General features: G+C 58.1%; 17 protein-coding genes. 6 read left to right on the forward strand and 11 right to left on the reverse strand.

All coding sequences use genetic code 11. The annotated features are described in order from the left end of the window. Positions 1–24: 24 nt before the first annotated feature. Positions 25–1,269 (reverse strand): hypothetical protein, encoded by a 1,245-nt coding sequence (locus AB6729_RS10495; protein WP_371081564.1) that lies wholly within the window; start codon positions 1,267–1,269, stop codon positions 25–27. Positions 1,270–1,631: 362 nt separating this feature from the next. Beyond that, positions 1,632–3,800 (reverse strand): prolyl oligopeptidase family serine peptidase, encoded by a 2,169-nt coding sequence (locus tag AB6729_RS10500; protein WP_371081565.1) that lies wholly within the window; start codon positions 3,798–3,800, stop codon positions 1,632–1,634. A 129-nt stretch (positions 3,801–3,929) separates the two neighbouring features. On the opposite strand from AB6729_RS10500, the gene AB6729_RS10505 reads away from it, so the two are divergent. Then, positions 3,930–4,622, forward strand: a complete 693-nt coding sequence (locus AB6729_RS10505) for a hypothetical protein (RefSeq protein WP_371081566.1) — start codon at positions 3,930–3,932, stop codon at positions 4,620–4,622. A 75-nt stretch (positions 4,623–4,697) separates the two neighbouring features. Here AB6729_RS10505 and garD read toward each other — a convergent pair whose 3' ends face one another. From garD to AB6729_RS10530, 5 genes are read right to left on the reverse strand one after another with little or no spacing between them, the layout of a single operon-like run. Further along, complete coding sequence (gene garD / locus AB6729_RS10510) at positions 4,698–6,233, reverse strand: galactarate dehydratase (protein ID WP_371081567.1); 1,536 nt, start codon at positions 6,231–6,233, stop codon at positions 4,698–4,700. Beyond that, complete coding sequence (locus tag AB6729_RS10515) at positions 6,230–7,810, reverse strand: aldehyde dehydrogenase (NADP(+)) (protein WP_371081568.1); 1,581 nt, start codon at positions 7,808–7,810, stop codon at positions 6,230–6,232. The genes garD and AB6729_RS10515 overlap by 4 nt, the downstream gene beginning before the upstream one ends. A gap of 23 nt (positions 7,811–7,833) precedes the next feature. Further along, the gene (gene kdgD / locus AB6729_RS10520; protein ID WP_371081569.1) at positions 7,834–8,745 is read right to left on the reverse strand and encodes a 5-dehydro-4-deoxyglucarate dehydratase; all 912 of its coding nucleotides are present in this window, start codon (positions 8,743–8,745) and stop codon (positions 7,834–7,836) included. Between the two features lie 27 nt (positions 8,746–8,772). After that, complete coding sequence (locus AB6729_RS10525; protein WP_371081570.1) at positions 8,773–10,110, reverse strand: enolase C-terminal domain-like protein; 1,338 nt, start codon at positions 10,108–10,110, stop codon at positions 8,773–8,775. After that, positions 10,107–11,441: an MFS transporter gene (locus tag AB6729_RS10530; RefSeq protein ID WP_371081571.1), complete on the reverse strand. Its 1,335-nt coding sequence runs from the start codon at positions 11,439–11,441 to the stop codon at positions 10,107–10,109. Before AB6729_RS10530 ends, AB6729_RS10525 begins: the two co-directional genes overlap by 4 nt. Before the next feature lie 90 nt (positions 11,442–11,531). On the opposite strand from AB6729_RS10530, the gene AB6729_RS10535 reads away from it, so the two are divergent. Further along, complete coding sequence (locus AB6729_RS10535; protein WP_371081572.1) at positions 11,532–14,483, forward strand: FAD-binding and (Fe-S)-binding domain-containing protein; 2,952 nt, start codon at positions 11,532–11,534, stop codon at positions 14,481–14,483. Positions 14,484–14,494: 11 nt separating this feature from the next. Here the strand turns inward: AB6729_RS10535 and rlmN are convergent, their stop codons facing one another. Continuing rightward, positions 14,495–15,664: a 23S rRNA (adenine(2503)-C(2))-methyltransferase RlmN gene (gene rlmN / locus AB6729_RS10540; protein WP_371081573.1), complete on the reverse strand. Its 1,170-nt coding sequence runs from the start codon at positions 15,662–15,664 to the stop codon at positions 14,495–14,497. 77 nt (positions 15,665–15,741) lie between these two features. Between rlmN and AB6729_RS10545 the strand changes: the two genes are divergently transcribed. From AB6729_RS10545 to AB6729_RS10555, 3 genes are all read left to right on the forward strand, one after another. Further along, the gene (locus AB6729_RS10545) at positions 15,742–18,465 is read left to right on the forward strand and encodes a M16 family metallopeptidase (protein ID WP_371081574.1); all 2,724 of its coding nucleotides are present in this window, start codon (positions 15,742–15,744) and stop codon (positions 18,463–18,465) included. Positions 18,466–18,586: 121 nt separating this feature from the next. Next, a complete protein-coding gene (locus AB6729_RS10550) occupies positions 18,587–19,795 on the forward strand; it encodes a hypothetical protein (RefSeq protein ID WP_371081575.1) in 1,209 nt (402 codons plus the stop codon). Further along, on the forward strand, positions 19,796–21,277 hold the full coding sequence (locus AB6729_RS10555) for a hypothetical protein (RefSeq protein ID WP_371081576.1): 1,482 nt from the start codon (positions 19,796–19,798) through the stop codon (positions 21,275–21,277). A gap of 69 nt (positions 21,278–21,346) precedes the next feature. Here AB6729_RS10555 and sthA read toward each other — a convergent pair whose 3' ends face one another. Next, on the reverse strand, positions 21,347–22,759 hold the full coding sequence (sthA, locus tag AB6729_RS10560) for a Si-specific NAD(P)(+) transhydrogenase (RefSeq protein ID WP_371081577.1): 1,413 nt from the start codon (positions 22,757–22,759) through the stop codon (positions 21,347–21,349). Positions 22,760–23,045: 286 nt separating this feature from the next. Here sthA and AB6729_RS10565 point away from each other — a divergent pair, with 286 nt between their 5' ends. Next, the gene (locus AB6729_RS10565; protein WP_371081578.1) at positions 23,046–24,749 is read left to right on the forward strand and encodes a glycoside hydrolase family 28 protein; all 1,704 of its coding nucleotides are present in this window, start codon (positions 23,046–23,048) and stop codon (positions 24,747–24,749) included. 13 nt (positions 24,750–24,762) lie between these two features. On the opposite strand, the gene AB6729_RS10570 is transcribed toward AB6729_RS10565, so the two are convergent. Both AB6729_RS10570 and AB6729_RS10575 read right to left on the reverse strand, forming a co-directional pair. Further along, positions 24,763–25,137: a hypothetical protein gene (locus AB6729_RS10570; RefSeq protein WP_371081579.1), complete on the reverse strand. Its 375-nt coding sequence runs from the start codon at positions 25,135–25,137 to the stop codon at positions 24,763–24,765. A gap of 52 nt (positions 25,138–25,189) precedes the next feature. Further along, entirely contained in the window at positions 25,190–25,576 is a 387-nt protein-coding gene (locus tag AB6729_RS10575) for a nucleotidyltransferase domain-containing protein (RefSeq protein WP_371081580.1), read from the reverse strand. Between the last annotated feature and the right edge of the window lie 196 nt (positions 25,577–25,772).

The raw sequence follows: 25,772 nt of genomic DNA on the forward strand, positions 1-25,772 counted from the left end.
CTTATTCTACGAGGGTTTCGTGCATCACCGCGGATGCTGCAGGTCATCCGTGATATCGGTCGGGTCTGGCTGTGGAGATTTTGGAGCCGACTGTACTGCATTCGAAACTGCTGATGCTGGAGAAGATACGGGCGGCGCAGGCGTTTGCGGCGCAACAACTACCGCCGGATTCCCTTTGATGTCACCTTGCGAGGATGTATTCGACGTTCCGCCGCTATCGACAGCAGGCGCTTCCGTTGTCATCAGAGGCCCATGTTCCACTGTCGGATCCTGCTTCTCATTCGATCCTGCGATAGGCACGGAAATCCCCGCTGGCCGGATGAAATCGTGCGGATGCCCATCCGCTACCTGGATGTAATGTGTCCCCGGCGGCAATTTATCCGGCCGCGGGAATTCGATGATGTACCGCGCGCGCGCCAACTCCACGGGCTGCGCCAGCGTTTTGCCAAAATCTCGGTACGAAGTTCCCAACAGCATGCCGCCACTCAACTCCGCCTGGTTCGCCATCACCTGCAACGCACCCATATCAAAATTGGAGCCAAACGGTAGTCCAGCGCCGATCAGCGTTGAGCCGTGAACGATGGGAAACAGCGTAATGCTGTTCCCCGTGAGCAGCCCATGCACCTGCTTGGCGAACTGCGGATTCAGCGTGTCTCCCGGTCCAAGAGTCACCAGAATCTTTCTTCCCGGAAATTGAGAAAGCTTACTGGCCGCATACACCACCAGTTCCCAGTAGCTAATTGGCTTAGGGCAAGCTTGTTTCTTTCCGAGGGACTTAAACGGCACCATGTCCGTGACCGCCTTCGCAGTCTGCTTCAACCACTCCGCATCAAACGGAGCCATCTCCGGCCCAAACCTCCGTGCCGTGCATCCATCCATACCGAGGAAGGAGATATGATCACGCGAACGCAACGACTCTATCAGTGGCTCCAGCGATTTCGGAAGATCGTTCCACAACGTGTCATCCTTCACACTGCGGTCCACGAGCAATGTCACGTTGATGGGATCTTCCCCCTCCATGCGAATCCGCGCGGGATGTATCTGCCCCAGCCCGTCAATGGTGACCTTGAAATTGTTGTCCGGAATATGCGGTATCGGGCGCAGTGACCTGTTTAACACCAGCACAGGAATCTGAACCAGGTTCACATAAACATGCAACGTGGATTTATCGTCCTCGGCTGATGCCGCATTTGTCTGTGCAAAGCAGGACCGGGCTAACACCAATGCGGCAACACAAAGCACCGCCGTTCTGGTAATCCGTCGAAGCATGACCGTGGAGTCACCCTAGCACGACCGCCAGTCTTCATGCACGCGATTCAATCAAAACGCGGTAGATGCCGCAACGCACCCGCAAGCACCGGCTCCGTCAGCCACGCACGCAGGCCGCTTTCGCGTATCCATGCGCCGACATCCATGCCGCCAGACTCATCTCGCCCTGCATCCAGAAAATCCTGTAATGGTCTTTCCTCGGATGCAGTGTCTCAGTCAGAAAATCAGCCAGAAGAATTTGGGCTTTTCTCAGGAGATATATCCCCATCAACACGTCATCCTGAGCGGAGCGCAGCGAAGTCGAAGGACCTGCTTTCCTTTCTCATCACTACAATTTCGAAGGAAGGCTAGAGAAAACGCCGCTACTTACCCTTCAACTTCCGATCAAAGAACTCCGCCGCAGCCTCATACGCCGCAACCCAGTTTCGGTGCAGCAGAAAATCATGCACTTCGTCTGGAAATATCTTCTCTTCCACATCGACGCCTTCCGCACGAAGCGCAGCCGCCAGCCGCACCGTCTGACCAAACAACACATTGCGATCATCATCGCCCTGCATTAGCAGCACTGGCGACTTCCACTTCGCCACATCCACCATCGGCGAGGCAGCAAACGCAATCTTTGCACGAGCTGCCGCGTCATACTTCGGGTCGCTGGTCGGCTTCCACGAATCCATCTCAAACGACCAGTCATGCACCCCATGCAGATCAACACCCGCAGCAAAATCCGCAGAGTCACGCGCCAGTGCCAGTGCCGTCATGTATCCGCCATAACTACCGCCCCACGCGCCGATGCGTTTCGCATCGACATTCGGCTGCGCCTTCAACCACTTCACCGCACCTTCAATATCGTGATATTCGCTGCCACCAAAAACGCCGTAATCCTTCGCCTGCCTGAACTCCATGCCATAGCCGGTGCCACTGCGATAGTTCACGCTCAGCACCGCATACCCACGCGAAACGAAGTATTGATTCAGTTCATAAGCTTGCGCGTAATACTGCATGGGGTTATAGCCCAACAGCATCTGCCGCCGCGATCCACCATGAAAGAAAACAATCGTCGGTAGCTTCTCTCCCGGCTTCACGTTCTTTGGTACAAACCATTGCCCATGAATCGAGAGCCCATCACTTGCTGGAAAAAGAACTTGCTTCGGAGTTACGAATTGTCGCTCCCCCACACCCGCGTTCCGCCCACCGATTCCGGTATCAATCCAGAATGACCCGCTGCTGCATTGGGTTCCAGTTACTGGTTCAGTAACCATGTCACACCTTTTCATTCCCTGACCTGGAGTCGCGGTCGTACTGACGTACGGAAGGAACGGCTGCTCTGCAGAGGCTCTCATGAATGCGAACCCATCTCCAGAAAGCAACGAGGGATTGGTCTCGATACTTCTGCCAGCCGAAAGCTGGTCCGACTTGTTTGACCTGCTTTGAATCAGCCACAAATGTTTGCGGTCTGAGTCATTCGGATCGTTCGTCACCTGATTGCTGCTGTAAACAATCCGCTCGCCATCTGTAACAACGTTATCTATCTCAAAATCCCCCGGCGTCAGCGGCTTGGCGTCTTTCTCTCCCGGCATCAGCGAATACAGATGCAGCCAGCCAGTCTTCTCCCAAGGAAAAACCAGCCGCCCATCCTTCATCCACAGCAACTGGTTGCTAGCCACCATCTCATGGAACAGTGACCCCGTTCCCTTATTCGCCTGCCAAACCTGCTTGCCTGTACCCGTTGCCACATCGGCAATGCGAATCGCCCACGGCACCGGCACACTCCGCATCCAGCGCAGATCAAGCTCCGTCAATACGGGCGATTCTCGAACAAACGCAATCCGCTTTGAATCCGCCGACCAGACTGCATCATGGTCCAGCCCTGTTCCTGGATCGACATACGTCAGCGTCCTGGTGGCGAACGTAAACACGCCAAGGAAGCTGTGATCTCCACGATTGGAAACAAACGCCAGCCTCGTTCCATCCGGCGAAGGCCGAAGCTGCGACGCATGACCCTCCGCAACGACAAGTTGTTGGGGTTGCTTCGAGGCATCCGCAACGTCAGCGGCATAAACCTTTCCGTCGTGCAGATAAAACACCTGCCTGCCATCCACAGAAAACACCGGCTTATGCCCCACGCCGACAACACGCACCCCACCGTCCCAGGTGGCAATCTCAACACGCTGCTGCACATCCTCCTGCAGATGCGCAGGATTCGCCGCCACCGGATGCTCGCTTCCCTCCGATCCGGTGCCATGCGTGTACGCCACACGCTCGCCCTCCGGCGACCAGATGATGTCGTCAATGTCCTGCCCGTCATCCTCCGTGTAGTGCGTCAGCGAACGCGCCTTCTCCGTGGGCGACGCGGCCCACACATTGCGTTTCCCCTCGTCATCCACAAACCACGCCACACGGCTTTTTGCCGGGGCTGCGGTCAATTGATTCATAAAGGGTGCAGAAAGCGCATCCGCTACGCTGAACGGCTTCTGCGCTACAGCAGAGGAGACGGAGGCGGACAACGCAACTACGGCCAGGAGGATTCGCATGACGGTGCTGTGAGCATAACGCGATTTCTCGCGGATTTTGCGCAGTATGTATGCGAACCGCAGTAGAATGAGTGCCGAACGACGGCGGCCCGGCCGCCAACATCTAAGCGGCACAGGACACACACAGTCATGCATAAGATACTTTGTAGCACCCTCCTCGCACTCGCCCCCGTGATGCTCTACGCTCAGCAGGGCGGCAGCGCACCGCACGAAGAAAAAGCGACTCCCATCCAGAACGGTGGCATCTTCGTTCCCGGATGGAAGGCAACCGTGGACGCTGGCGCCATCAAGCAGGGCCAAAGCGAAAAGGATTCCAGCTTCAAGGCCGAAGCTGGCGGCTTCCACATCATGACCGGCCCCGCGCTCACCTACTGGGACACGAAGAAATCCCTTAAGGGTGACTACACCGTTTCCGCCACGTTCACGGAAGCGCAGTACATGAACCGCAATGACCATCCGCATCCCTACGGCATCGCCATCGCAGGCGAGAGCGGTAATGGCCTCTATTGCGCCGCATACGGCAACGGTACCTTCATCGTGCGCGGCTTCTCCCCCGACGCCTTCCAGATGGGTGGTCGCCGTCCTGAAGCAAACGACGCAATCCACAAGGCCGCAGGCCCCGGCCAACCGGTGACGCAGACCATCGCCATGCAGGTAAAGGGTGACAAGGTCTCCTGCATGGTCAACGGCACCACCGTCGCCAGCTACAACAAGACCGACGTGGTAGCCGATGGCAAACTGAAGTCCACCGACGGCTTCGCCGGCATCCGCATGGCACACAACACCGACGTGATGGTGAAGGACTTCAAGATAACGAAGTAGATCGACGACGAAGCAAAACAGAACGCAGCGCTCGCAGCGGAAACGTCGCGAACGCTGCGTTCGTTCTTTTAGGTTTTAAGTGATTGGCGCGGGGTTGAACAGCGCAAACTCATTATGCAGACCGTAATGATCCGCGCATGTTGTGTGCTTTCCGCTCGCCGTATCCAGGATCATCTGGAAGATGCGTTCGCCCACCTGCGCAATCGTCTCTTCGCCTGTGGCAATCGTTCCCGCATCAATATCAATCAGGTCATGCCATCGCCGCGCCAGCGGTGACCGCGTACTCAACTTGATCACCGGCGCCATCGCCAAACCATACGGCGTGCCACGTCCCGTGGTGAACACATGCATGTTCATGCCCGCCGCAAGCTGCAGCGTGCCACACACAAAGTCACTCGCAGGCGTTGCGGCAAAAAGCAATCCCTTTGTGGTCACGCGCTCACCCGGCCCCAGCACTCCGTGAATCTGCGAGCGTCCGCTCTTGGCAATGGAACCCATCGCCTTCTCCACAATGTTGTTCAGTCCGCCGGCTTTATTGCCCGGCGTTGGATTGGCGCTGCGATCCATGCCGCCATGCGCAAGATAATCGTCATACCACTGCATCTCGCGCACCAGCGAGCGTGCTACATCGTCATTCGCAGCGCGCGCCGTCAGCAGATGAATGCCATCGCGCACCTCTGTGACTTCACTGAACATCACCGTAGCGCCTGCGCGTACCAGCAGATCGCTCGCATAGCCCACTGCGGGATTCGCGGTGACGCCGCTAAAGGCATCGCTGCCACCACACTGCATACCCACCACAAGATCGCTTGCGGGGCATGTCACGCGTATGCGCCGATTCAGTTCCTCAAGCCGCTTCTCCGCCATCTCCAGAATGGCCGCAACCATCTCCATGAAGCCATGATGTTCTTCGTCCTGCAGCCGCACCACATAGGGCGCTTGCTGCAGCACAGGCAATGCCGACGCAGGCAGCATGGACACAGGCTGCATCTTTTCGCAGCCCAGGCTCACCACCATCGGCGCGCCGCCAAGATTCGGATTCAGTGCAAGATTGCGCAGCGTACGAATGGGTATCTCTGACCCGGGCGCATGGAAAGCAATGCCACAGCCGTAGTTATGCGTAATGGCGATGACATCATCCACATTGGGATACTTCGACAGCAGGTCTTGCTTGATGCGTTTCACCGCATAGTCCACCGTGGCGGAAACACATTGCACCGTAGTGCTGATGCCGAGAATGTTGCGCGTGCCAACCGTGCCATCCGCGTTGCGATAACCCTGAAACGTGATGCCATCCAACGGCGACATCTCCGGCACAGGCGCGCCACCAAACGGAGCATTTTGCAGCGAGGGCGCAGCAGGCTCCTCCATCAACCCCTCATGCACCCACGCACCGCGCGGCACGTCCGCATTCGTGGTGCCGATGGTCACGCCATAGCGAGTCACCGCAGTGCCTTTTGGCAGATCGACAAGCGCTACCTTGTGCGCTTCAGGAACATGCTCCACCAGCGTCAATCCATCATCAAAGACAGTGCCCGCAGGTAAGCCGCCTTCGTTTACCACGATGGCAACGTTGTCTTCCGGTTGGAGCTGTATGCGTAAGGGTTTCATGCGGTGTACAGCTTTCCGTCGACGAGTCTTGCGTATTGCGAAAGATGATTATCCTGCAACTCTGCAGGCAATAACTCCGCAGGAAAATCCTGATAGCAGACAGGCCGCAGAAAACGCTCAATCGCCATCGCTCCAACGCTGGTTGCACGCGCGTCTGACGTTGACGGGAACGGGCCGCCATGCACCATGGCGTAACTCACCTCAACACCTGTCGGAAAGCCATTGATGACAATGCGTCCTGCCTTGCGTTCCAGCACTGGCAGCAATCGCGCAGCCAGCGCATGGTCTGGGACTTCGAGATGCATCGTCGCCGTTAGCTGTCCTTCCAACTGGTTCGCTAGGTTAACCATCTCATCTGCCGTGCTGCATTCAATCACCAGAGCAGCGGGCCCAAAGACCTCTTCCGACAACTTGGGATTTGCAGCAAACTCCGCAGCCGTTGTGGCGAATAGTACCGGCTGCGCAGCCGTAGCATGAGCAGCCGCAGTACCTTCGCCCAGCTTCTTCACTCCATCCGCCGCACACAACGCACCCACACCATGCACAAATGCCTGCTGTATCCCGCTGTTCAACATGGTCGCAGAAGCAGCAGCAGAAATCGCCTCTGTCGCCGACGCTTTGAACGCATCGAACTCAGGCCCTGCAATACCGAAGATCAATCCCGGCTTGGTGCAGAACTGTCCCACGCCCAATGTTGCCGATGCAACCAATCCCGCGGCAATCGCTGCAGCACGCGTCTCCAGAGCAGCAGGCAACAGGAACAGGGGGTTGATGCTGCTCATCTCCGCAAACACCGGAATGGGTTGCGGACGCGCCGCCGCAAGTGCCATCAACGCCTGCCCGCCTCTGCGCGACCCAGTGAATGCAACTGACTGCACCGCAGGATGCTGTACCAACGCCGCACCCACTTCATTGCCCACGCCCACCAGCAGCGAAAACACACCCGCAGGCAATCCCAGCGAAGCCACAGCCTGCTGAATCGCGCGGCCCGCAAGCTCCGACGTGCCAAGGTGGGATGGATGTGATTTCGCAATCACAGGACATCCCGCAGCCAGCGCAGCAGCCGTATCTCCACCCGCAACGGAAAATGCCAGTGGAAAATTGCTCGCACCAAAAACGGCAACCGGACCAACAGGAATCTTGCGCGAACGCAGATCAGACCGAGGTAACGGCTTGCGATCCGGCAGCGCGGTATCCACCGTGACATTCAGGAAACGTCCTTCGCGTACCAGCGAAGCGAACAGACGAAGCTGGCCACAGGTGCGTCCGCGTTCCCCTTCAAGACGTGGCCGAGGCAACCCGCTCTCTGCCATGGCGCGCTCGATCAACTCATCGCCAAGCGCCATCAGGTTGTCCGCAATCGTCTCCAGCAATTGAGCGCGCACTTCCAGCGGCGCATTGCGAAGCGCATCGAAATCCTGTGCGGCCAGCGTGCAGGCGCGATGAACATCTTCCAGCGTTCCACCACCAAACACAGGCTCCATCTCCGCGTTTGTTGCAGGATTCACCGCACGCTGCGTTCCCGCCGTGCCGATAATTTCTTCGCCGCCAATCAGTATGGATCCTGTGATCGCCATCTTTTTTCTCTCCCGCAACAACGTTACGAACGGCCGTCCAGCAGCTTCGCCAGCATAGCCATTTCTTCTTCGGTCAGGTCGCTCAGTGGTGTGCGCACCGGGCCACAATCATGCCCTTTTAGACGCACACCCGCCTTCACGATGGATACCGCGTACCCCTTGCGGCGATCACGAATGGCAAGATACGGCACAACAAATTCGCGCATCTCCTTCGCGACGTAAGCATGGTCACGCCGCCGCACGGCAGCATAGAATGCTGTGGCCCACTTGGGTAGAAAGTTAAAGATGGCGGATGAATAGGTGGTGACGCCCATCTCCAGGTAGCTCAGCGCGAACGTCTCTGCAGTAGGCAAACCGCCGATGTAAGTAAGCCGATCGCCCAGACGCAGATAGATCTTCATCATCAACTCAAGATCGCCCACGCCATCCTTAAACCCAACCAGGTTCGGGCACGCATCACACATCCGCGCCAGCGTCACATCGGTAGCAACTGCGTTGTCGCGGTTGTAAACAATCACGCCCAACGACGTGGAATCACACACTGCCTTCACATGGCGAAACAATCCATCCTGATCTGCATTCACGAGATATGGAGGGAACAGCAACAATCCCTGCGCACCCGCTTTCTCTGCAGCTTTCGCATACTCAATCGCCGTACGCGTGCCATAACCACATCCGCTCAGGATGGGCATGTGACCTGCGACTTCATCAACAGCCGCACGCACAACGCGGCTGTATTCATCCAACGTCAACGAGAAATACTCGCCCGTTCCACCTGCAGCAAACAGTGCAGCCAACGGTGTTTCACCCAGCCACGCAAGGTGTTTGCGATACGAGCCTTCGTTGAAGTCGCCATCGGCGGTGAAGTGCGTCACAGGAAAAGAGAGAAGGCCGGAGCCAACCGTCTGCGCAAGTGCTTTGGGATCCATGGTCATTTCGATTCTCACTATAACGTTGAAACATTAACGAACAAGGCACGCCTTCTTCGGGTCAAACTTCCAGTCTGGAATCAGGTATTGCATCGCTGCCGCATCGTTGCGCGCACCAGCAGGCAAACGGTTGTACGCAGCATGTGCCTGCTCCACCTGCTCCATATCCACTTCCACGCCCAGGCCCGGTTTCTCTGGAACAATCAGCAGACCATCCTGAATACGCAGCGGCTCCTTCGTCAGCCGCTGCCCGTCCTGCCAGATCCAGTGCGTATCAATCGCCGTAGTATCTCCCGGCGCAGCCGCTGCCACATGCGTAAACATCGCCAGCGAAACATCAAAGTGGTTGTTCGAATGCGATCCCCATGTAAGCCCATGCATCTGGCATGTCTGCGCCACCCGCACTGAACCTTCCATCGTCCAGAAATGCGGATCGGCGAGCGGAATATCCACGGAATGCAACTGCAAGGCATGTTGAAGCTGCCGCCAATCCGTTGCAATCATGTTGGTGGCTGTGGGCAAACCCGTTTCCTTACGGAACTCCGCCATGATTTCGCGTCCGCTGAAACCTTCCTCTGCACCGCACGGGTCTTCGGCATACGCAAGCACATCATGCTTACCGCTGCACAGCCGCACCGCTTCTTTTAACGGCCACGCGCCGTTGGGATCCAGCGTGATGCGCGCTTCCGGAAAACGCTCTGCGAGCGCGGTAACAGCTTCCATTTCCTCATCACCCGAAAGCACACCGCCTTTCAGTTTGAAGTCGCGAAAGCCGTAGCGTGCATACGTGGCCTCTGCCAAACGCACAATACTTTCCGGTGTCAGCGCTTCTTCATTGCGCAGACGAAACCATTCATTCCCATCTTCGGCTTCGTTGCGGTAGCAAAGGTCCGTTTTCGTGCGATCACCGATATAGAACAAATATCCCAACACTTCCACCTGCGAACGCTGTCTGCCTTCACCCAACAGGTCCGCAACGGGAAGGTTCACAAACTTACCCATCAGGTCCAGCAGCGCCGCTTCTACAGCGGTAACAGCATGAATCGCCACGCGCAGATCAAACGTCTGCAACCCACGTCCTCCCGCATCACGATCCGCAAAGGCTTCATGCACACGTTGCAGTGTTGTTCGATAGGCTGCGATATTGCTGCCAATCACAATTGCGCGCGATTGCTCCAGCACTTCACGAATCGCCTCGCCACCGGGGACTTCACCCACACCAACATTGCCCGTGCTATCCGTCAGCAGCACCAGGTTACGCGTGAAGAACGGAGCGTGTGCGCCGCTTAGATTCAGCAACATGCTGTCCTGCCCCGCAACAGGGACCACGCGCATCTCCGTAATGACTGGCGCGCCTTTCATCTCGCTCATCCCGCTCTCCCCTGCAACTGTTCCGGCGTAAATTCCACACGGCGAATCTCACCCACAATCAGCAGATAACTCACGATGGCCGTCAGTGCCATGAAACCCACATAGACCAGCGCCATCTCAAACGATCCTGTTTTTTCGCGGATATAACCAATGATGATGGGTGTCGTAATGCCTGCAGTATTGCCAATCAAATTAAACAGCCCGCCATTCAATCCAATCATGTTCTTTGGTGAAACGTCAGAGATCACGGTCCAGCCCAACGCGCCGAAGCCCTTGCCAAAGAATGCCAGCGCCATCAGCGCCACCACCACAGTGCTGCTATTCGTGTAGTTGCAACCGATCATCGTCAGCGAACACAGCATCCCCGCCACGATCGGCGTCTTACGTGCAATGGTTGCGCTCTTCGTTTTGCGCAACAAGATGTCACTCACTACACCACCAAGAATGCCACCGATTACGCCGCACAGCGCCGGCAGCGCTGAAAGAAAACCCACCTTCTGCATAGACATATGCCGCGCCTGACTCAGGTAGATAGGAAACCATGTAAGGAAGAACCACGTGAGGGCGGTGATGCAGTATTGACCGATGTAAATGCCTACGAGCATACGATTACTCAGCAGGAGCTTAACGCCAGCCCACGTTAATGTAGACGCACGCTTCGCTGTGCCGGAATCCATGGAAGCGAGTCCGCCGCCAACTTCAATGTGTTCTATCTCAGCCTGGCTAATGCGCGGATGTTCCTTTACGCTGTAGATCGCGCGAAACCACACAAGGCTCAGCAGCAGGCTCATCACACCGCCCAGCCAGAAGCACGCCTCCCAGTTGCGCCGGGTTACCAGCCATCCCATCAGCGGCCCGAAGAACACCAGCGCAAAGTATTGCGATGAATTAAAGATGGCCGATGCACGGCCACGCTCCGCAGCAGGAAACCATGCGGCCACAATGCGACCATTGCCCGGAAAGATGGGCGACTGCACCGCACCCGACAGCAGCCGCAAAAAGAACAATGCACCAAACGCGACCGCAATCGGCAGATATCCTACAAAACCCGCAGCGATAGCGCAGATGGACCATCCCACAATGCTGTAGCCATACACTCGCTTCGACCCGTAACGATCCAACAGACTGCCCGCGGGCAACTGCATCACCACATACGCCCAACTGAATGCAGATAACAGATAGCCCAGCTTCAGCGCATTCAGATGCAGGTCCTTACTCAAGGCCACGCCAACAATCGACAGCACCACGCGGTCGCCATAGCTGAAGGAACTGGCAAGGAAGAGCATCAACACAATCAGGTAACGGATCCGCGTCTGTCGTGACGTGCTCATGTTGGCTGGAATTCCTCCGGGGAACTGCGTGGACAACAGAACTATAGCGGCTGGCACTGACAATTGGCCATGCGCGGTGGGAGCGGTAGGATGGCAGCAGGGAGTTCCGCTGCCGACGTCATGAGCACCTCACCATTTCCCATCCTTCAACAAACGCCGTCTGACCTGCATCCTCACGAGCGTTTCTCCGATGCGTCGCGTCTGGAAAAACGCCTGCGCGCCACCGTTCAGGGTGAGGTGCGATTCGACGATGCCTCGCGTGCTCTTTACGCCACGGATGCCTCGAACTATCGCCAGGTGCCCATCGGCCTCGTCATTCCAAAGACGATCGATGATGTGATTGCAACCGTTGCAGCCTGCCGTGCCTTCGGTGCGCCGGTGCTGTCACGCGGCGGCGGTACCAGCCTTGCGGGCCAGTGCTGCAATGTGGCCGTGGTGATGGATTTTTCCAAATATCTGAATCACATCGTCTCGCTCGATCCAGATGGCCGCATGGCACATGTGCAACCGGGCATTGTGCTGGATGCACTGCGTGACGAAGCCGAGAAGCATGAACTGACCTTCGCGCCCGATCCTGCGACGCATTCGCGCTGCACGCTGGGTGGCATGATCGGCAACAATTCCTGCGGTGTGCATGCGCTGATGGGCGGTAAGACCGTCGACAACATCGAAGAATTGGACATTCTGCTTTACGACGGCACGCGTATGACCGTGGGCCGCACCAGCGGAGAAGAACTGGAACAGATCATTGCAACAGGTGGCCGCAAAGGTGAGATTTACGCAGGATTGAAGCGCCTTCGCGACACCTACAGCACACTGGTGCGCGAACGTTTCCCAGACATCCCGCGTCGTGTCTCCGGTTACAACCTGGATCAGCTTCTTCCGGAAAATGGTTTCAATGTGGCGCGTGCTCTCGTCGGCACGGAAGGGACCTGCGTCACGATTCTGGAAGCGAAATGCGAATTAAAACAAAGTCCACAGAAGCGCCGTCTCGTCGCGCTTGGATTCCCTGATCCATACATTGCAGCCGACCACGTACCAAATGTGTTGAAGCACAATCCCATCGGCCTGGAAGGCTTTGATGGTCTGCTGGTTGACTTCATGCTGCGTAAGAATCTCGCAGTGGATGATGTGAAGTTGTTGCCGGAAGGACGCGGCTTCCTGCTCTGTGAATTCGGCACGAACGACGACGCAGAAGTCGATGCCATTGTGGAGCGCTTCCTTCAAGATGTACTGACGTTTCCTGTAAAGCCGACTGTTGGCCGCTACACCGAAACCGAAGCCGCGCGCGTGTGGAAGGTGCGCGAATCAGGGCTTGGCGCCAGCGTGTTTGTTCCCGGCGAAAAGAGCGGCTGGGAAGGTTGGGAAGACTCCGCGGTTCCGCCCGAACACCTTGGCAACTACCTGCGCGATCTCTTCCATCTGCTACACGAATACGATTACCGCACGCCCATGTATGGCCACTTCGGACAGGGATGCGTGCACCTGCGCATCTCTTTCGATCTGCGCACGCACGAGGGCGCGGAGAAGTATCGTTCCTTCATTGATCGCGCCGCAGACATCGTGTTGAAGTATGGCGGTTCCTTCTCCGGCGAACATGGTGATGGGCAATCGCGCGCATGCCTGCTGCCGAAGATGTTTGGCGATGAATTGATGGGAGCCTTCCGCGAATTCAAGCGGCTATGGGACCCCACCAATCACATGAATCCGGGCAAACTTATCGATCCCGTTGCGGTGTATGACGCCATCGACAATCTGCGCATTGGCCCCGGCTACAAAGCGGCTGCAACAAAGACATGGTTCAACTATCCCAATGATGAAGGCTTCGCCGGAGCAACGGAACGCTGCGTTGGCGTTGGCGCATGCCGACGCCACGATCACGGCACCATGTGCCCCAGCTACATGGCCACACACGAAGAGAAGCATTCCACACGAGGACGCGCACACCTGCTGTGGGAGATGCTGCACGGCAACACCATCAGCGAAGGTTGGAAGAACGAAGAGATTCACGATGCACTGGACCTCTGCCTGTCCTGCAAAGCCTGCAAAACAGAGTGCCCAGTGAATGTGGATATGGCCACGTGGAAATCAGAGTTCCTGGCGCATTACTACGAAGGCAAACACCATCCGCTGTCGCACTATGGCTTCGGCTATATGGATAAATGGGCATCGCTCGCATCCATTACGCCCACGCTGGCCAATCTGCCGATGAAGATTGCACCACTGGCCTCGCTTGCAAAACGAGTGCTGCACATTGCACCGCAACGCGAATTGCCGCAGTTTGCAAAAAGCAACTTTCGCGACGCCTTCAATCGCACACATGCATGGAAGCCGCAGCAGACCGACGCCATCCTGTGGGCCGATACGTGGAACAACTACTTCCATCCGTCAGCACTGCACGCCGCTGCCGATCTGCTGCAAGATGCCGGTTACACCATCGCCACGCAGAAGCGGCACATCTGCTGCGGACGCCCGCTCTATGACTTCGGCTTCCTGGATGAAGCGAAGAAATACCTCCGCGGTGTGCTGGACACCTTCGCCCATGAGATTGATGCGGGAATCCCTGTCATCATGCTGGAACCAAGCTGCGCCACCGTCTTCCGCGATGAGCTACTGAATTTTTACCCCAATGACGAACGCGCGAAGAAGTTAGCAAAACAAACCATCATGTTGAGCGAGGCGCTTGCACGCAAACAATGGCAGCCACCCCAGATGCCGGATCGCCGCATTGTGGTGCACGGCCACTGCCATCAGAAGACACAGCTCACCATGAAGGACGACATGGCCTTACTCCAGGCAACGGGAGCACAGGTAGAACTCCTCGACTCCGGCTGCTGCGGCATGGCCGGTCCATTCGGCTTTGAAAAGGACAAGTATGAAGTCTCGCAGACACTCGCCGAGCGCGTCCTGATGCCTGCCGTGCGCAAGGCGGGCGCAAACGACATTATCGTCAGCAATGGCTTCAGTTGCCGCGAACAGGTTGCACAAAACGGCCCACGCCGCGCCGTACATCTTTCAGAAGTTCTTGCTGGCCGCTACTGAGGAACGCAGAACTAAGCGCTTAGCTGCACCAGCGTATCCGCAGGCTTTTCCGGTTCCACGGTGCGCTTCAACTGGCCGCAGGCTGCATAGATGTCGCGGCCGCGCGGGCGGCGGATGTAGCAGGGCAAGCCATTCTGGATCAGCGTCTGCTGGAATACATCCACGTCTTCTGACGTGGGTTGCGTGTAAGGCATATCCGGACCCGGGTTCCACACGATCAGGTTGACCTTCGCATGCATTCCCTTCAGCAGCGCAAGTACCTCATGCGCGTTCTCAAGCTGGTCGTTGATGCCGCCCAGCATGACGTACTCAAACGTGACCCAGTCGCGCTTGTTCAGCGGGATGGTATTCACCGCATCCAGCAGTGCTGCAATGTTCCATTTGCGGGTGATGGGCATTACCTGTTCGCGCACCGTGTCGTTCGATCCGTTTAACGACAGTGCCAGGTTGGGCCGAACAGTCTCGGTGGCAAAGCGGCGAATCGCAGGTTCAATGCCGCTGGTGCTCACCGTCATGCGCGATGCGGGAATACCGATGCCTTCCACCAGCAGCAGCACCGACTTCATGAAGTTGTCGTAGTTCAGAAACGGTTCGCCCATGCCCATGAAGACAAGGTTGATGCGGTCCTTGCCCATCTGCACCTTGTGGCGATTGAGCACAGCAGCCACCTGCCCGGCGATTTCGCCCGCGGTCAGATCGCGCTTGATCCCGAGTTTCGCCGTCAGGCAGAACTGGCAGTTCACCGCGCAGCCCACCTGCGAAGAAATGCAGATGGTCGCACGCCGATAGCCCAGCGGTGCCAGTGCGCCCCAATTCCGCCTGTCTACGAATTTTGCGTCGGCACGGGCGTCGGCCGCTTCTTCGGCATCGTCGGTATTCTCCACACCGTCGCCATCGGGCATCCAGACGGTTTCCACCGTCTCGCCGTCTTCCATGCGCATCAGGTAGCGCTCGGTGCCGTCCACGGAAATCGCGGTTTGCACAATTTCAGGCATGCCAATTGTGTGCCCAGCAGCCAGCGCAGCGCGCAACTCCTGCGAAAGCGGCGTGATGGCGTCAAAGTCCGTCACGCGCTGTTTGTAGAGAGCGTCGAATATCTGCCGCGCACGGTAGGGCTTCTGGCCCAGCGTGGCGGCCAGTTCAGTCAGTTCCGGAAGCGATTTACCAAACAGCGCAGACATCGTCTTCTAGGATAAATCCTCACAGTGCATCAGCGGTTGACCCGCCCGGAGCGGTAGAGTCTAAAGCAGCGAGGTACATGTTCGTTTTGAAAGCACGCACGCCACTCGTTTTAGCCGCCGTTCTGTCCGTTGCCATTTCTTCTCCGCTGTTTACCAGCGCGCAGAAGAAGCCCGTCGCCGCCAAGCACGCCACCGTCAAAGCATTGGCGGACGGCCCCAATGTGACGCGTGAAACGCTGCCTAACGGCCTGCGCGTGGTGATTGTGAAGAATCGGCTGGCCCCCGTGGCCACCGTGGAACTGAACATCCTTGCCGGTGGCAACCAGACGCCGACGGGCTTCCCCGGTACGGCGCATGCGCTGGAACACATGGCATTTCGTGGATGCACCGGCATGACAGCAGACCAGACCGCCGCCATCTACGCGCGTCTGGGTGGCGACAATAACGCCGACACGCAGGGCAACGTGACGCAGTTCTACGCCACCGTTCCATCCACAGATGTGGAAGTGGCGTTGCGTGCGGAAGCCGCCTGCATGGTGGGTATCGACAATGCGGACAAAGAGTGGGAGCAGGAGCGCGGCGCCATTACGCAGGAGGTGCAGCGCGATCTTTCCTCGCCCACATACAAGCTCATCTCGCGGCTGAATGAAGGCATGTTCGCCGGAACGCCCTACGCGCACGATGCCCTTGGAACCAAGGAAAGTTTTGAAAAGACCACCGGCGCCGACCTCCGCGCGTTTTATGACAAGTGGTATTCGCCGTCCAATGCAGTGCTGGTCATTGTGGGCGATGTCGATCCTGCGCAGACATTGACGCAGGTGCGCGAATTCTTCGGTCCGGTGAAACGTCGCGAGGTACCGAAGGAAGCTGCCTTCACGCTGAGCCCGATAAAGAACGAAACGTTCACGCTGGACAGCAACCTGCCGTACACATTGGCCGTAATTGGCTATCGCCTTCCTGGTACGGACAGCAAAGATTACGCCGCTGCGCAGGTATTGGCCGATGTTCTCAGCAGCCAGCGCGGTGATCTGTACGCTATGGTGCCCGCGGGCAAAGCCCTGGGAACACAGTTCGGCATGGCAGGCAGCTACCCCAAGGCCAGCCTTGGCTTTGGCATGGTGGCGGTAGCCAGCGAAGCCGACGCCAAGCCCGCTCTGGACGAGATGCGCACGATCCTGAACCGGTACGCACAGAACGGCGTACCCGCTGATCTGGTGGAAGCTGCGAAGCGCAGCGAAATTACAGAAGACGCCTTTGGCGCAAACTCCATTCCGGGGCTGGCGCAGCAGTGGTCACAGGCTTTGGGCGCGGATCGCAAGAACTCTCCCGCAGAAGCGACGGAAGCCATCAAGCGTGTGACCGTGGCTGACGTGAACCGCGTGGCACGGCAGTATCTGCTGCATGTGAACACCATGACGGCAACGCTGAAACCCGTGGCAAGCGGCGCCCCCACAGCAGGTAAAGGCTTTGGCGGTGGAGAGAAGCTGACTTCCACTCCAACGAAAGAAGTCGCACTGCCCGACTGGGCCGCAAAACCGTTGGCAGAACTTCGCCTGCCGCATCCCATGACGTTGCCCAGCGATGAGACGTTGCCGAACGGGCTGCGCCTGATCGTCCGCACGGATCTCACCAGCCCCACCGTAACGCTGACCGGCTCCGTGCGACACAACGAAGATCTGGACACGCCAAAGGGTAAAGAGGGCGTCGCCGACGTTCTGGAAGAACTCTACGGCTACGGCAGCACATCGCTGGACCGCATTGCCTTCCAGAAAGAGCTCGACGACATTGGCGCCACGGAAGATGCGGGATTCAGCTTTGGGCTGAAGGTGTTGAAGGAAAACTTCGCGCGCGGTGTAGAGCTGCTGGCGGACAACCAGCTACATCCCGCATTGCCCGCGGAAGCCTTCCCTGTGGTGCAAAAGCAGACAGCAGATCTGACTGCGGGCAATCTCACATCGCCCGGCTATCGCACACACCGGGCACTGAGTGAAGCATTGCTACCGAAGAACGATCCGTCTCTACGCGAACAGACGCCGCAAACCATCACGGCACTGAAGCTGGACGATGTGAAGAGTTACATGAAATCCACCATGCGTCCCGATCTGACGACCATCGTCATCGTAGGAGACATCACTCCTGCGGAAGCTCGTGCCCAGGTGGAGAAGGCCTTTGGCACATGGACGGCAACCGGCCCCAAGCCGCAGGTAGACCTGCCGCCCGTACCACCGAACAAACCAACCGCCGCCGTCGTAGGTGATCCAGAGGCTGTGCAGGATTCCGTCACGCTGTCGCACACACTGCAGATGAACCGCTTCAGCCCGGATTACTATCCCATGCAGCTTGGTACCTACGTGCTGGGTGGAGGCTTCTACGCCAGCCGCCTGTATCACGATCTCCGGCAGGTGGCGGGGTATGTCTACACGGTGGACGTGAACCTCCGTGCCACCAGAACGCGCGCCACGTACACGGTGGACTATGGCAGCGAACCGGCGAACGTCTCCAAGGCGCGTGCGCTGGTGGAACGCGATCTGCAGTCGATGAAGACCACACCCGTGACCTCCGGCGAACTGACGCTGGCAAAGAGCCTGATCCTGCGCCAGCTTCAGCTTGGCGAATCCAGTCAAGCCGCGGTGGCAAGTGCTCTGCTGGCACGTGCACAGATGGGTCTGCCGCTGAATGAAAGCGATAACGCCGCAAAGACCTACCTGGGCCTGACCGCCGAACAGGTGCAGGCCTCCTTCGCCAGAAACCTGCGCGTGGAAGACATGGTGCAGGTAGTCCGCGGACCAGCACCGCAATAAGACGAAAGGCGGCAATTGCACCGTACCCCGTGCAATTGCCGCTTCCTTCTTTGCTTTTCAGCTTCCCATGTTCGATTGTTCCGCTATAGGCTGAATCAACTTCCTCCGAAGGCAATCGACTATGTCCTCAGCCGCACATTCCTCTTCTCTCATCGGTCTGCCGGAAACGGAGATTCATACCACGGTGCGCGCAGTGGAATCCGCCACTGTCCCCTGGTACATCTGGACATGCGTTGCCGGAGTGACCTCCGCCGTCATCGGCGGCCAGTGGGATGTCTCGTGGCACCGCTCCATTGGCCGCGACACCTTCTGGACACCCGCCCACCTGCTGATTCAACTCTGCGGTGTGATTGCTGCGGTGGTGGGACTATATCTGGTCTATCAGTGCACCTTCCGCCGCGAATCGGAACTTGCGGCGTCTTCCGTCAGCGTCTTTGGACTGCGCGCGCCGCTGGGCATCTTTGTGGCAGCTTGGGGCGGCGTGGCCATGATCACCTCTGCGCCCTTCGATAACTGGTGGCACGACGCCTACGGCCTGGATGTGAAGATCATTTCGCCGCCGCACACACTGCTGATCCTGGGCATGCGTGCCGTATCGCTGGGAGTCTTCTTCCTGATCCTGGCCACCATGAATCGCGCCGCGGACGAGGGCTCGGAAAACTTCGCGCCATTGCAGCGACTCCTGCTCTACATGGGTGGACTCACGGTCTGCGGGCAGATGTTCTTCCTGCAGGAATACACAACGGAAGTGGCGATGCATCGCGTGGTGGCATACGTTGCTCTGGCCATTGCCGTGCCAGTTGCGCTGGCCACGGTTTCACAGGCATCGCGCTTCAAGTGGGCTGCAACGACCGCCGCGAGCATCTACACCGTACTGCTGATTGCGGAAATTCTGATCTTCCCGCTGGTGAAGGCCGAACCCAAACTGGGCCCCGTCTACTTCCCCGTCACGCACCTGGTTCCCACAAAGTTTCCTGTACTGATCCTGATTCCAGCGATTGCACTGGATCTGCTATGGCAACGAACACAGTCGTGGAAACGGTGGCAGGTGGCACTCGCTTCCGGCTTCCTCTTCACCGCCGTGCTGGTCGCGGTGGAGTGGCCTTTCACGCGCTTCCTGATGACGCCCGCCGCTGCCAACCGCTTCTTCGGCACCATCTATTTCAGCTTCTTCCAGAGCCCTAACAGCTTTGACGTTCGGCGCCAGTTCTTCTCGCCTGACAGCGGCGTCACGCTCTGGATGGGGCTGTTCAACGCCTCGGTCTATGCGTCGCTTTCAGCATGGTGTGGTCTTGCTTTCGGCAAGTGGATGCGTGGAGTGCGCCGTTAAATGCGTCGTATCATTCTGCTTCTTTTCCTTTGCCTGGGCTTCGTTCTGCCTGCCCACGCGCACGTTGGTTCCAAGGATGTTTTTGAGCAGGTGCAGGCCGGACCATACAAGCTGTACGTAACGGTGCGCCCACCCGACGTCATCCCCGGCGTGGCCGTCGTGGAAGTGCGCATCTCCGGCGATGCCGTACCCGACACACTCCGCGTGACGCCCATTCCCATGACCGGCGACGCCAGCAAACATCCGCCGACACCCGATACGTTGCAGGTCTCCAGCGCTGACGCAAAGTTCTTCAGCGGCTCTGTATGGCTGATGGCTCCCGGTTCGTGGAAGGTGTCGCTTCAAGCCGATGGCCATGCCGGTTCCGGCAACGCCAGTGTTCCGGTTCCCGCCGTGGCCCTGCAGATGCTGCGCATGAATCGCTCCATTGGGATTCTGCTCGGCGTTCTGGGCTTTCTGCTGGTGGGGGGCGTGGCCGCGATCGTCGCAGCGGCTGCTCGTGAATCACGGCTTGCGCCTGGACAAGAGCCGTCTGCTAACAACAATCGCCGTGCCTGGATCGCAGGCGGCGCAACGCTTGCGATTGCAATCCTCGCCGTCTGGCTGGGGGCGAAGTGGTGGAACGTGGAGGCCGCGGGCTATGCCGAGGGTGTTTACCATCCCCTCTCGCTGACGCCAACGCTTCAGGGCAACCATCTTGACCTGGCCATTGGCGAGGATGCCGCGGACAATCCGCACTGGCGGCGCAGGAACACCGATCTGCTGCCCGACCACGGCCACCTGATGCATCTGTACGCCATCCGCGAACCCGGCATGGATGCCGTCTACCATCTGCATCCCACCCCTGCCGGAAACGGCGAGTTGAAGATGGCTCTTCCGGCCATGCCTGCGGGCCACTATCGCCTGTTTGCGGACATTGTCCATCGCAGTGGACTGCCGGAAACGCTGACCTCCACACTGGATATTCCTGCTGACTTCCACGGAGGCGCACTCGCCACGGAAGACGCCTCTGCCGCACCCGCTCCTCTTTCCGCAGGCGGACTAGGACCGCGGTTTCACCTGCCCGACGGCTACATCATGGTCTGGGACAAACCTGTATCGCTGAAGTCGGGCGAGGCCGCTACTTTCCGTTTCCATCTGCAGGACGCCAACGGCAAACCTGCCACCGATGTGGTTCCTTATCTCGGCATGGCTGGTCACGCAGCCTTCGTTCGCGACGACTTCTCCACTTTCGCGCATACGCACCCTGAAGGTTCCGCGCCGATGCAGTCCATGGAGATTGCCAACGGGGAAAGTGACATGGCCATGCAAAACATGGATTCCATGTCCGGCATGCCAGGCATGAATATGCCGGAAGCGCACCTTGCCTCGACCGTCGAATTTCCCTACGGCTTCCCGAAGCCGGGACGCTATCGCATCTTCGTGCAGATGAAGCACGGCAACACGGTGGAAACCGGTGTTTTCGACGCAGACGTTCAGTAACTAGAGAATCCAGCAAGCAGAAAGGGCATGGCGCAAGCCATGCCCTTCTCAGTCTCTTACGAAGCGAAACTAGTCGTTGCGACGCAGGCGGTTCAGGCCATTGAAAGCCGCCACCTTGTAGCACTCAGCCAGCGTGGGATAGTTGAAGACCGTATCCACAAAATAATCCACGTTGCCGCCCAGCGCCATCACAGCCTGTCCGATGTGCAACAGTTCGCTGGCGCCTTCGCCAATGATGTGCACACCGAGGATCGACTTGTTTTCGCGATGGAAGATGAGTTTCAGACGACCGGTCGTATCGCCGCGAATCTGGCCGCGCGCAATCTCCCGGTAGTACGCCACACCCACTTCGTAGGGCACATCCTCTTCCGTCAACTGCTCCTCGGTCTTGCCCAGGAAGCTGATCTCCGGAATGGTCCAGATGCCGTACGGGTAGAAGCTGGGGTTGGAGAGGATCGTCTCGTCGCCAAAGGCACGAGCACCTGCAATGCGGCCCTGCTCCATGGATACTGATGCCAAAGACGGGAACCCAATGACGTCACCCACGGCGAATACGGTGGGACACTTCGTCCGGTAATCCTTGTCGACGGGGATACGTCCGCGTTCATCGGACTCCACACCAATGTTCTTCAGCTCCAGTTCATCCACGTTGCCCTGGCGGCCCACAGCGTACAGCAGCGCATCGCCCTGTACCTTCTTGCGCGATTCCAGGTTCGCCGTAACGGTGCCGTCTTCGTTCTCTTCGACGGACTCCACCTCTTCGTTCAGGCGCATGGTCACGCGGCTGTCACGCAGGTGGTAGCTGAGCGCTTCAACGATCTCCTGATCGGCAAACTCAAGCAGGCGCGGACGACGCTCAATCAGCGTGACGCGCACACCCAATGCGGCGAACATGCAGGTGTATTCCACGCCGATAACGCCACCACCCACCACGATCATGGTCTTGGGCAACTGCTTCAGGTCCAGCACCAGGTCACTGTTGATGATGGTGTTGCCGTTGATGGGCACCTTGGCGCTGCTTGCCGGCTTCGTGCCCGTGGCGATGATGATGTTCTTCGCCTCGTAGACGTTCGATCCGCGGCTATTGGTCACGCGGAGATGGGTCGGATCTTCAAAGGAAGCGACACCGGTAAACATCTCGATGTTGTTGCGGGAGAGCTGCGCCTCGGTAACGTCGATTTCGGTTTTGATGACGTGCTGCACACGGAAGGCAAGGTCGGCCATCGTGATGCGCTCTTTCACCCGGTAGTTCATACCGTAGATAGAGCGGTAGTTATAGCCCGAGAGGTGCAGCACCGCCTCGCGCATGGTTTTGCTGGGGATGGTTCCGGTATTGATACAGGCTCCGCCCACCACTTCGCGCATCTCGACGAGGGCGACCCTCTTGCCGAGCTTTGCGCCATAAATGGCAGCGCGTTGTCCGGCGGGGCCGGAGCCGATCACGATCAGGTCATACACACTGGCCGACGATGCACTGCTCATTGCGATGGCGCTTTCCTCTGGTTGGCAGGACGCTGCGCGCTCTGGCGGTTCGTTAACGCTTTGTAGCGGGCGGAAATGTGCCGCCGTTGTGCGACTCCGCTCACCCCTGTTTTCGGTTTCAGGCTACCACAGCACGGGCGCAGCGTCCGTCCTTCCATCTCGACTATCGGCCAGCAGCAGCCGAAAGGTTACCGTTTACGATTTCAGAGTTTCCATCACATCCAGTTCATCGCTCTCGCCTAAACTGGTGCTGCTTTCCACACAGACGAGTTATGGGGATGAAAACGTGCAGGAGTTTCGTCGCGAATTTTTGAAGATGGCCGGCCTGGGCATCGCCGGCGGCGCGGTCACACTGGCAGGATCGATGGAGGCACAGCCCCGTCGGGGAGGCGCCGCCACGGCCACTCGCGAGGTCTATTACGACGTGCGCCGTTATGGCGCCACAGGCGACGGCCAGACCATCGACTCGCCCGCCATCAACCGGGCCATTGAAGCGGCGGCCAACGCGGGCGGTGGGACGGTGGTGTTCCCTGCAGGCGTCTACGCCAGCTATTCCATCCGTCTGAAGAGCAACGTCGCGCTCTACCTGTCGCAGGGCGCGACCATTCTTGCCGCCACCGTGCCGATGGATGGCCTGAAAACCGGCGGCTACGATGCTGCGGAACCACAGAACCCGGCCATTGAGAAGTTTCAGGACTATGGGCATAACCACTGGCACAACTCGCTGATCTGGGGCGAGGACCTGCATGACGTCGGCATCTTTGGGCCCGGATTGATCTGGGGCAAAGGGCTGGCGCGCGGCGAAAGGGCAGAAGTCGATCTGCCCGCCAGCACGTCGCCCGGTGTGGGGAATAAAGCCATCGCCCTGAAGAACTGCCGCAACGTCATCCTGAGCGACTTCTCCGTACTGCGCGGCGGATGGTTCGCCATTCTGGCCACCGGCGTGGACAACCTGACCATCGACAACCTGAAGATCGACACCGCCCGCGACGGCATTGACGTGGATTGCTGCCGCAATGTGCGCATCAGCAACTGCACCGTGAACTCGCCGCAGGATGACGGCATCTGCCCCAAGAGCAGCTACGCGCTGGGTTACCGTCGCGACACCATCAACGTGACCATCACCGGCTGCTACGTCACCGGCGGCTACCAGGTGGGCACGGTGCTGGACGGTACATGGAAGCCGCACGTGAACCCCGTGCGCTTCTTTGGACATGGCCGCATCAAGTGCGGTACGGAATCCAACGGCGGCTTCCGCAACATCACCATCTCCGACTGCACCTTCGATACCTGTCGCGGCTTTGCGCTGGAAACAGCCGATGGCGCGAACCTGGAAGACATTACCTTCACCGGCATCACTATGCGCGGTGTGCGTGGCGCGCCGCTGTTCCTGCGGCTGCAGTCGCGTATGCGCGGTCCGAAGGAGATTCCCATCGGCACGCTGAAGCGCGTGTTGATGAGCAACATCACCAGTCACGACGCCGATCCCATGCCGAGCATCTTCGCGGGTATTCCCGATCATGCAATTGAAGACGTGAAGCTCTCCGACAGCTACTTCCATCACGCCCCTGTCGAGAGCGTCTCCCCAGCCTCGAACGTGCAGATGAGCGCCGTCGATAAGGGTCATGCATCATCCGGCTACGGGCAGGCTGGCCCCGCGCCGCTGGGGCCGGATGGCATTCCGCAGGAGCTACCCACCGGCTACCCCGAACCGAATATGTTCGGTGATGTCCCGGCAAGCGGCCTATATGCGCGCCACATCCGCAACCTGGAGCTGACGAACGTGGAGTTTGCCAACGCATCCACCAGCGACACGCGACCGGCCATGCTGCTGGCTGATGCGGAGGGTGTAGACCTGTTCCGGCTACGTCTGCCGCGGCGTCTGCAGGAAAAGCAGTTCCGCCTGCATAACGTGCAGGATTTCCGGCTGTTCGGCTGCCAGTTCTATAACGACAAGAAAGTGGACCACGTGACAGACCAGACCGTGTAACCCGGAGGAATCCCTAATTCCTTGCGATCAAATTTGGATGTCGCTCACGAAGCCAGCTTTCAACGCTATAGCGCAGCTCTGATGCAGTCTCAAGAATGTCTTCTAATTCCTGCCTGGAGATAAAAGCCCGCAGAGTCATAACTGGCAGTGTTGCGTTTCTTTGAAAGGCCAGCAGCTTGCGGATCAACTTCGGATTGGCGCTGAGCGTGTACTCCAATGTTTCAAGTGTTCGGGTATGGTGCCCCTGTTGATGGGTGGTTCGATAGCCGCTTGCACGTAATTCCGTATTGGCTAACGCAAGTATTGCGTTAAACGTGGTGTAGAAGCGTAGATCGTCCGATATGGCTTCAACGGCTGCATCCTTCATCGAACGGTCAATGATTCCCAACTGATCCGCGATTTCCTAAGCGCTGGTGGGCTCACGACGCAGCCACGCGTTTTCAGCGTATTTCTCTAAACTCATTCTCGTCCCCAATCAGGAAATGGAGTGGCGCGTTCTGAATTGCCTTCAGGAAATGATTGTTGGAACGAAGCTTCTTTCGGACCTCTGCTCGAGCATAGACAGTTGGGTTGATAGGTCTCTTCAATTCACGCTCGACAGGCACGAGGTGCTCCAATAGCTGATCGAGCGTGATCTCTCCGATGACCATGAGATCGATATCACTTTCAGGCCTTTCTTCTCCTTTGGCAAAAGAACCATAGACAAAAGCAAATTCAACATTCTCTGCAACCACGGCGAGCGCCTTGCCGAGGAGAGAAAAGACCCCGGCTGTCTTGGCCAGCAGCGAACGGAGTTCCTGGGAAAACCGGGTGGGCGCGATTCGCACGATAGAACACTTGCTTTTCACGCTCTTCACGAAGAATGAGTCCCGTCGCGGTCAATGTCGTTAACTCACGTTGAATGGTTCCGGCGCTTCCATTCATCTGCCGGGCAAGTTGCCGCACAAAGAACGAGGACTCGGGTTTGTCATAGAGCGTGGCAAGAATGCGCCCCCTTGTTCGACCAAAAAGCAAATCGCCGAC

The sequence above is a fragment of the Terriglobus sp. RCC_193 genome (assembly GCF_041355105.1).
Lineage (GTDB): Bacteria > Acidobacteriota > Terriglobia > Terriglobales > Acidobacteriaceae > Terriglobus.

Coding starts and splice junctions, on each gene's coding strand:
- AB6729_RS10515 (WP_371081568.1), bottom strand. CDS start 7,810: ATGGCGATCACAGGATCCATACTGATTGGCGGCGAAGAAATTATCGGC.
- kdgD (WP_371081569.1), bottom strand. CDS start 8,745: ATGACCATGGATCCCAAAGCACTTGCGCAGACGGTTGGCTCCGGCCTT.
- AB6729_RS10555 (WP_371081576.1), top strand. CDS start 19,796: ATGCGTCGTATCATTCTGCTTCTTTTCCTTTGCCTGGGCTTCGTTCTG.
- rlmN (WP_371081573.1), bottom strand. CDS start 15,664: ATGTCTGCGCTGTTTGGTAAATCGCTTCCGGAACTGACTGAACTGGCC.
- AB6729_RS10505 (WP_371081566.1), top strand. CDS start 3,930: ATGCATAAGATACTTTGTAGCACCCTCCTCGCACTCGCCCCCGTGATG.
- AB6729_RS10495 (WP_371081564.1), bottom strand. CDS start 1,269: ATGCTTCGACGGATTACCAGAACGGCGGTGCTTTGTGTTGCCGCATTG.
- sthA (WP_371081577.1), bottom strand. CDS start 22,759: ATGAGCAGTGCATCGTCGGCCAGTGTGTATGACCTGATCGTGATCGGC.
- AB6729_RS10500 (WP_371081565.1), bottom strand. CDS start 3,800: ATGCGAATCCTCCTGGCCGTAGTTGCGTTGTCCGCCTCCGTCTCCTCT.
- AB6729_RS10550 (WP_371081575.1), top strand. CDS start 18,587: ATGTCCTCAGCCGCACATTCCTCTTCTCTCATCGGTCTGCCGGAAACG.
- garD (WP_371081567.1), bottom strand. CDS start 6,233: ATGAAACCCTTACGCATACAGCTCCAACCGGAAGACAACGTTGCCATC.
- AB6729_RS10545 (WP_371081574.1), top strand. CDS start 15,742: ATGTTCGTTTTGAAAGCACGCACGCCACTCGTTTTAGCCGCCGTTCTG.
- AB6729_RS10530 (WP_371081571.1), bottom strand. CDS start 11,441: ATGAGCACGTCACGACAGACGCGGATCCGTTACCTGATTGTGTTGATG.
- AB6729_RS10525 (WP_371081570.1), bottom strand. CDS start 10,110: ATGAGCGAGATGAAAGGCGCGCCAGTCATTACGGAGATGCGCGTGGTC.
- AB6729_RS10535 (WP_371081572.1), top strand. CDS start 11,532: ATGGCAGCAGGGAGTTCCGCTGCCGACGTCATGAGCACCTCACCATTT.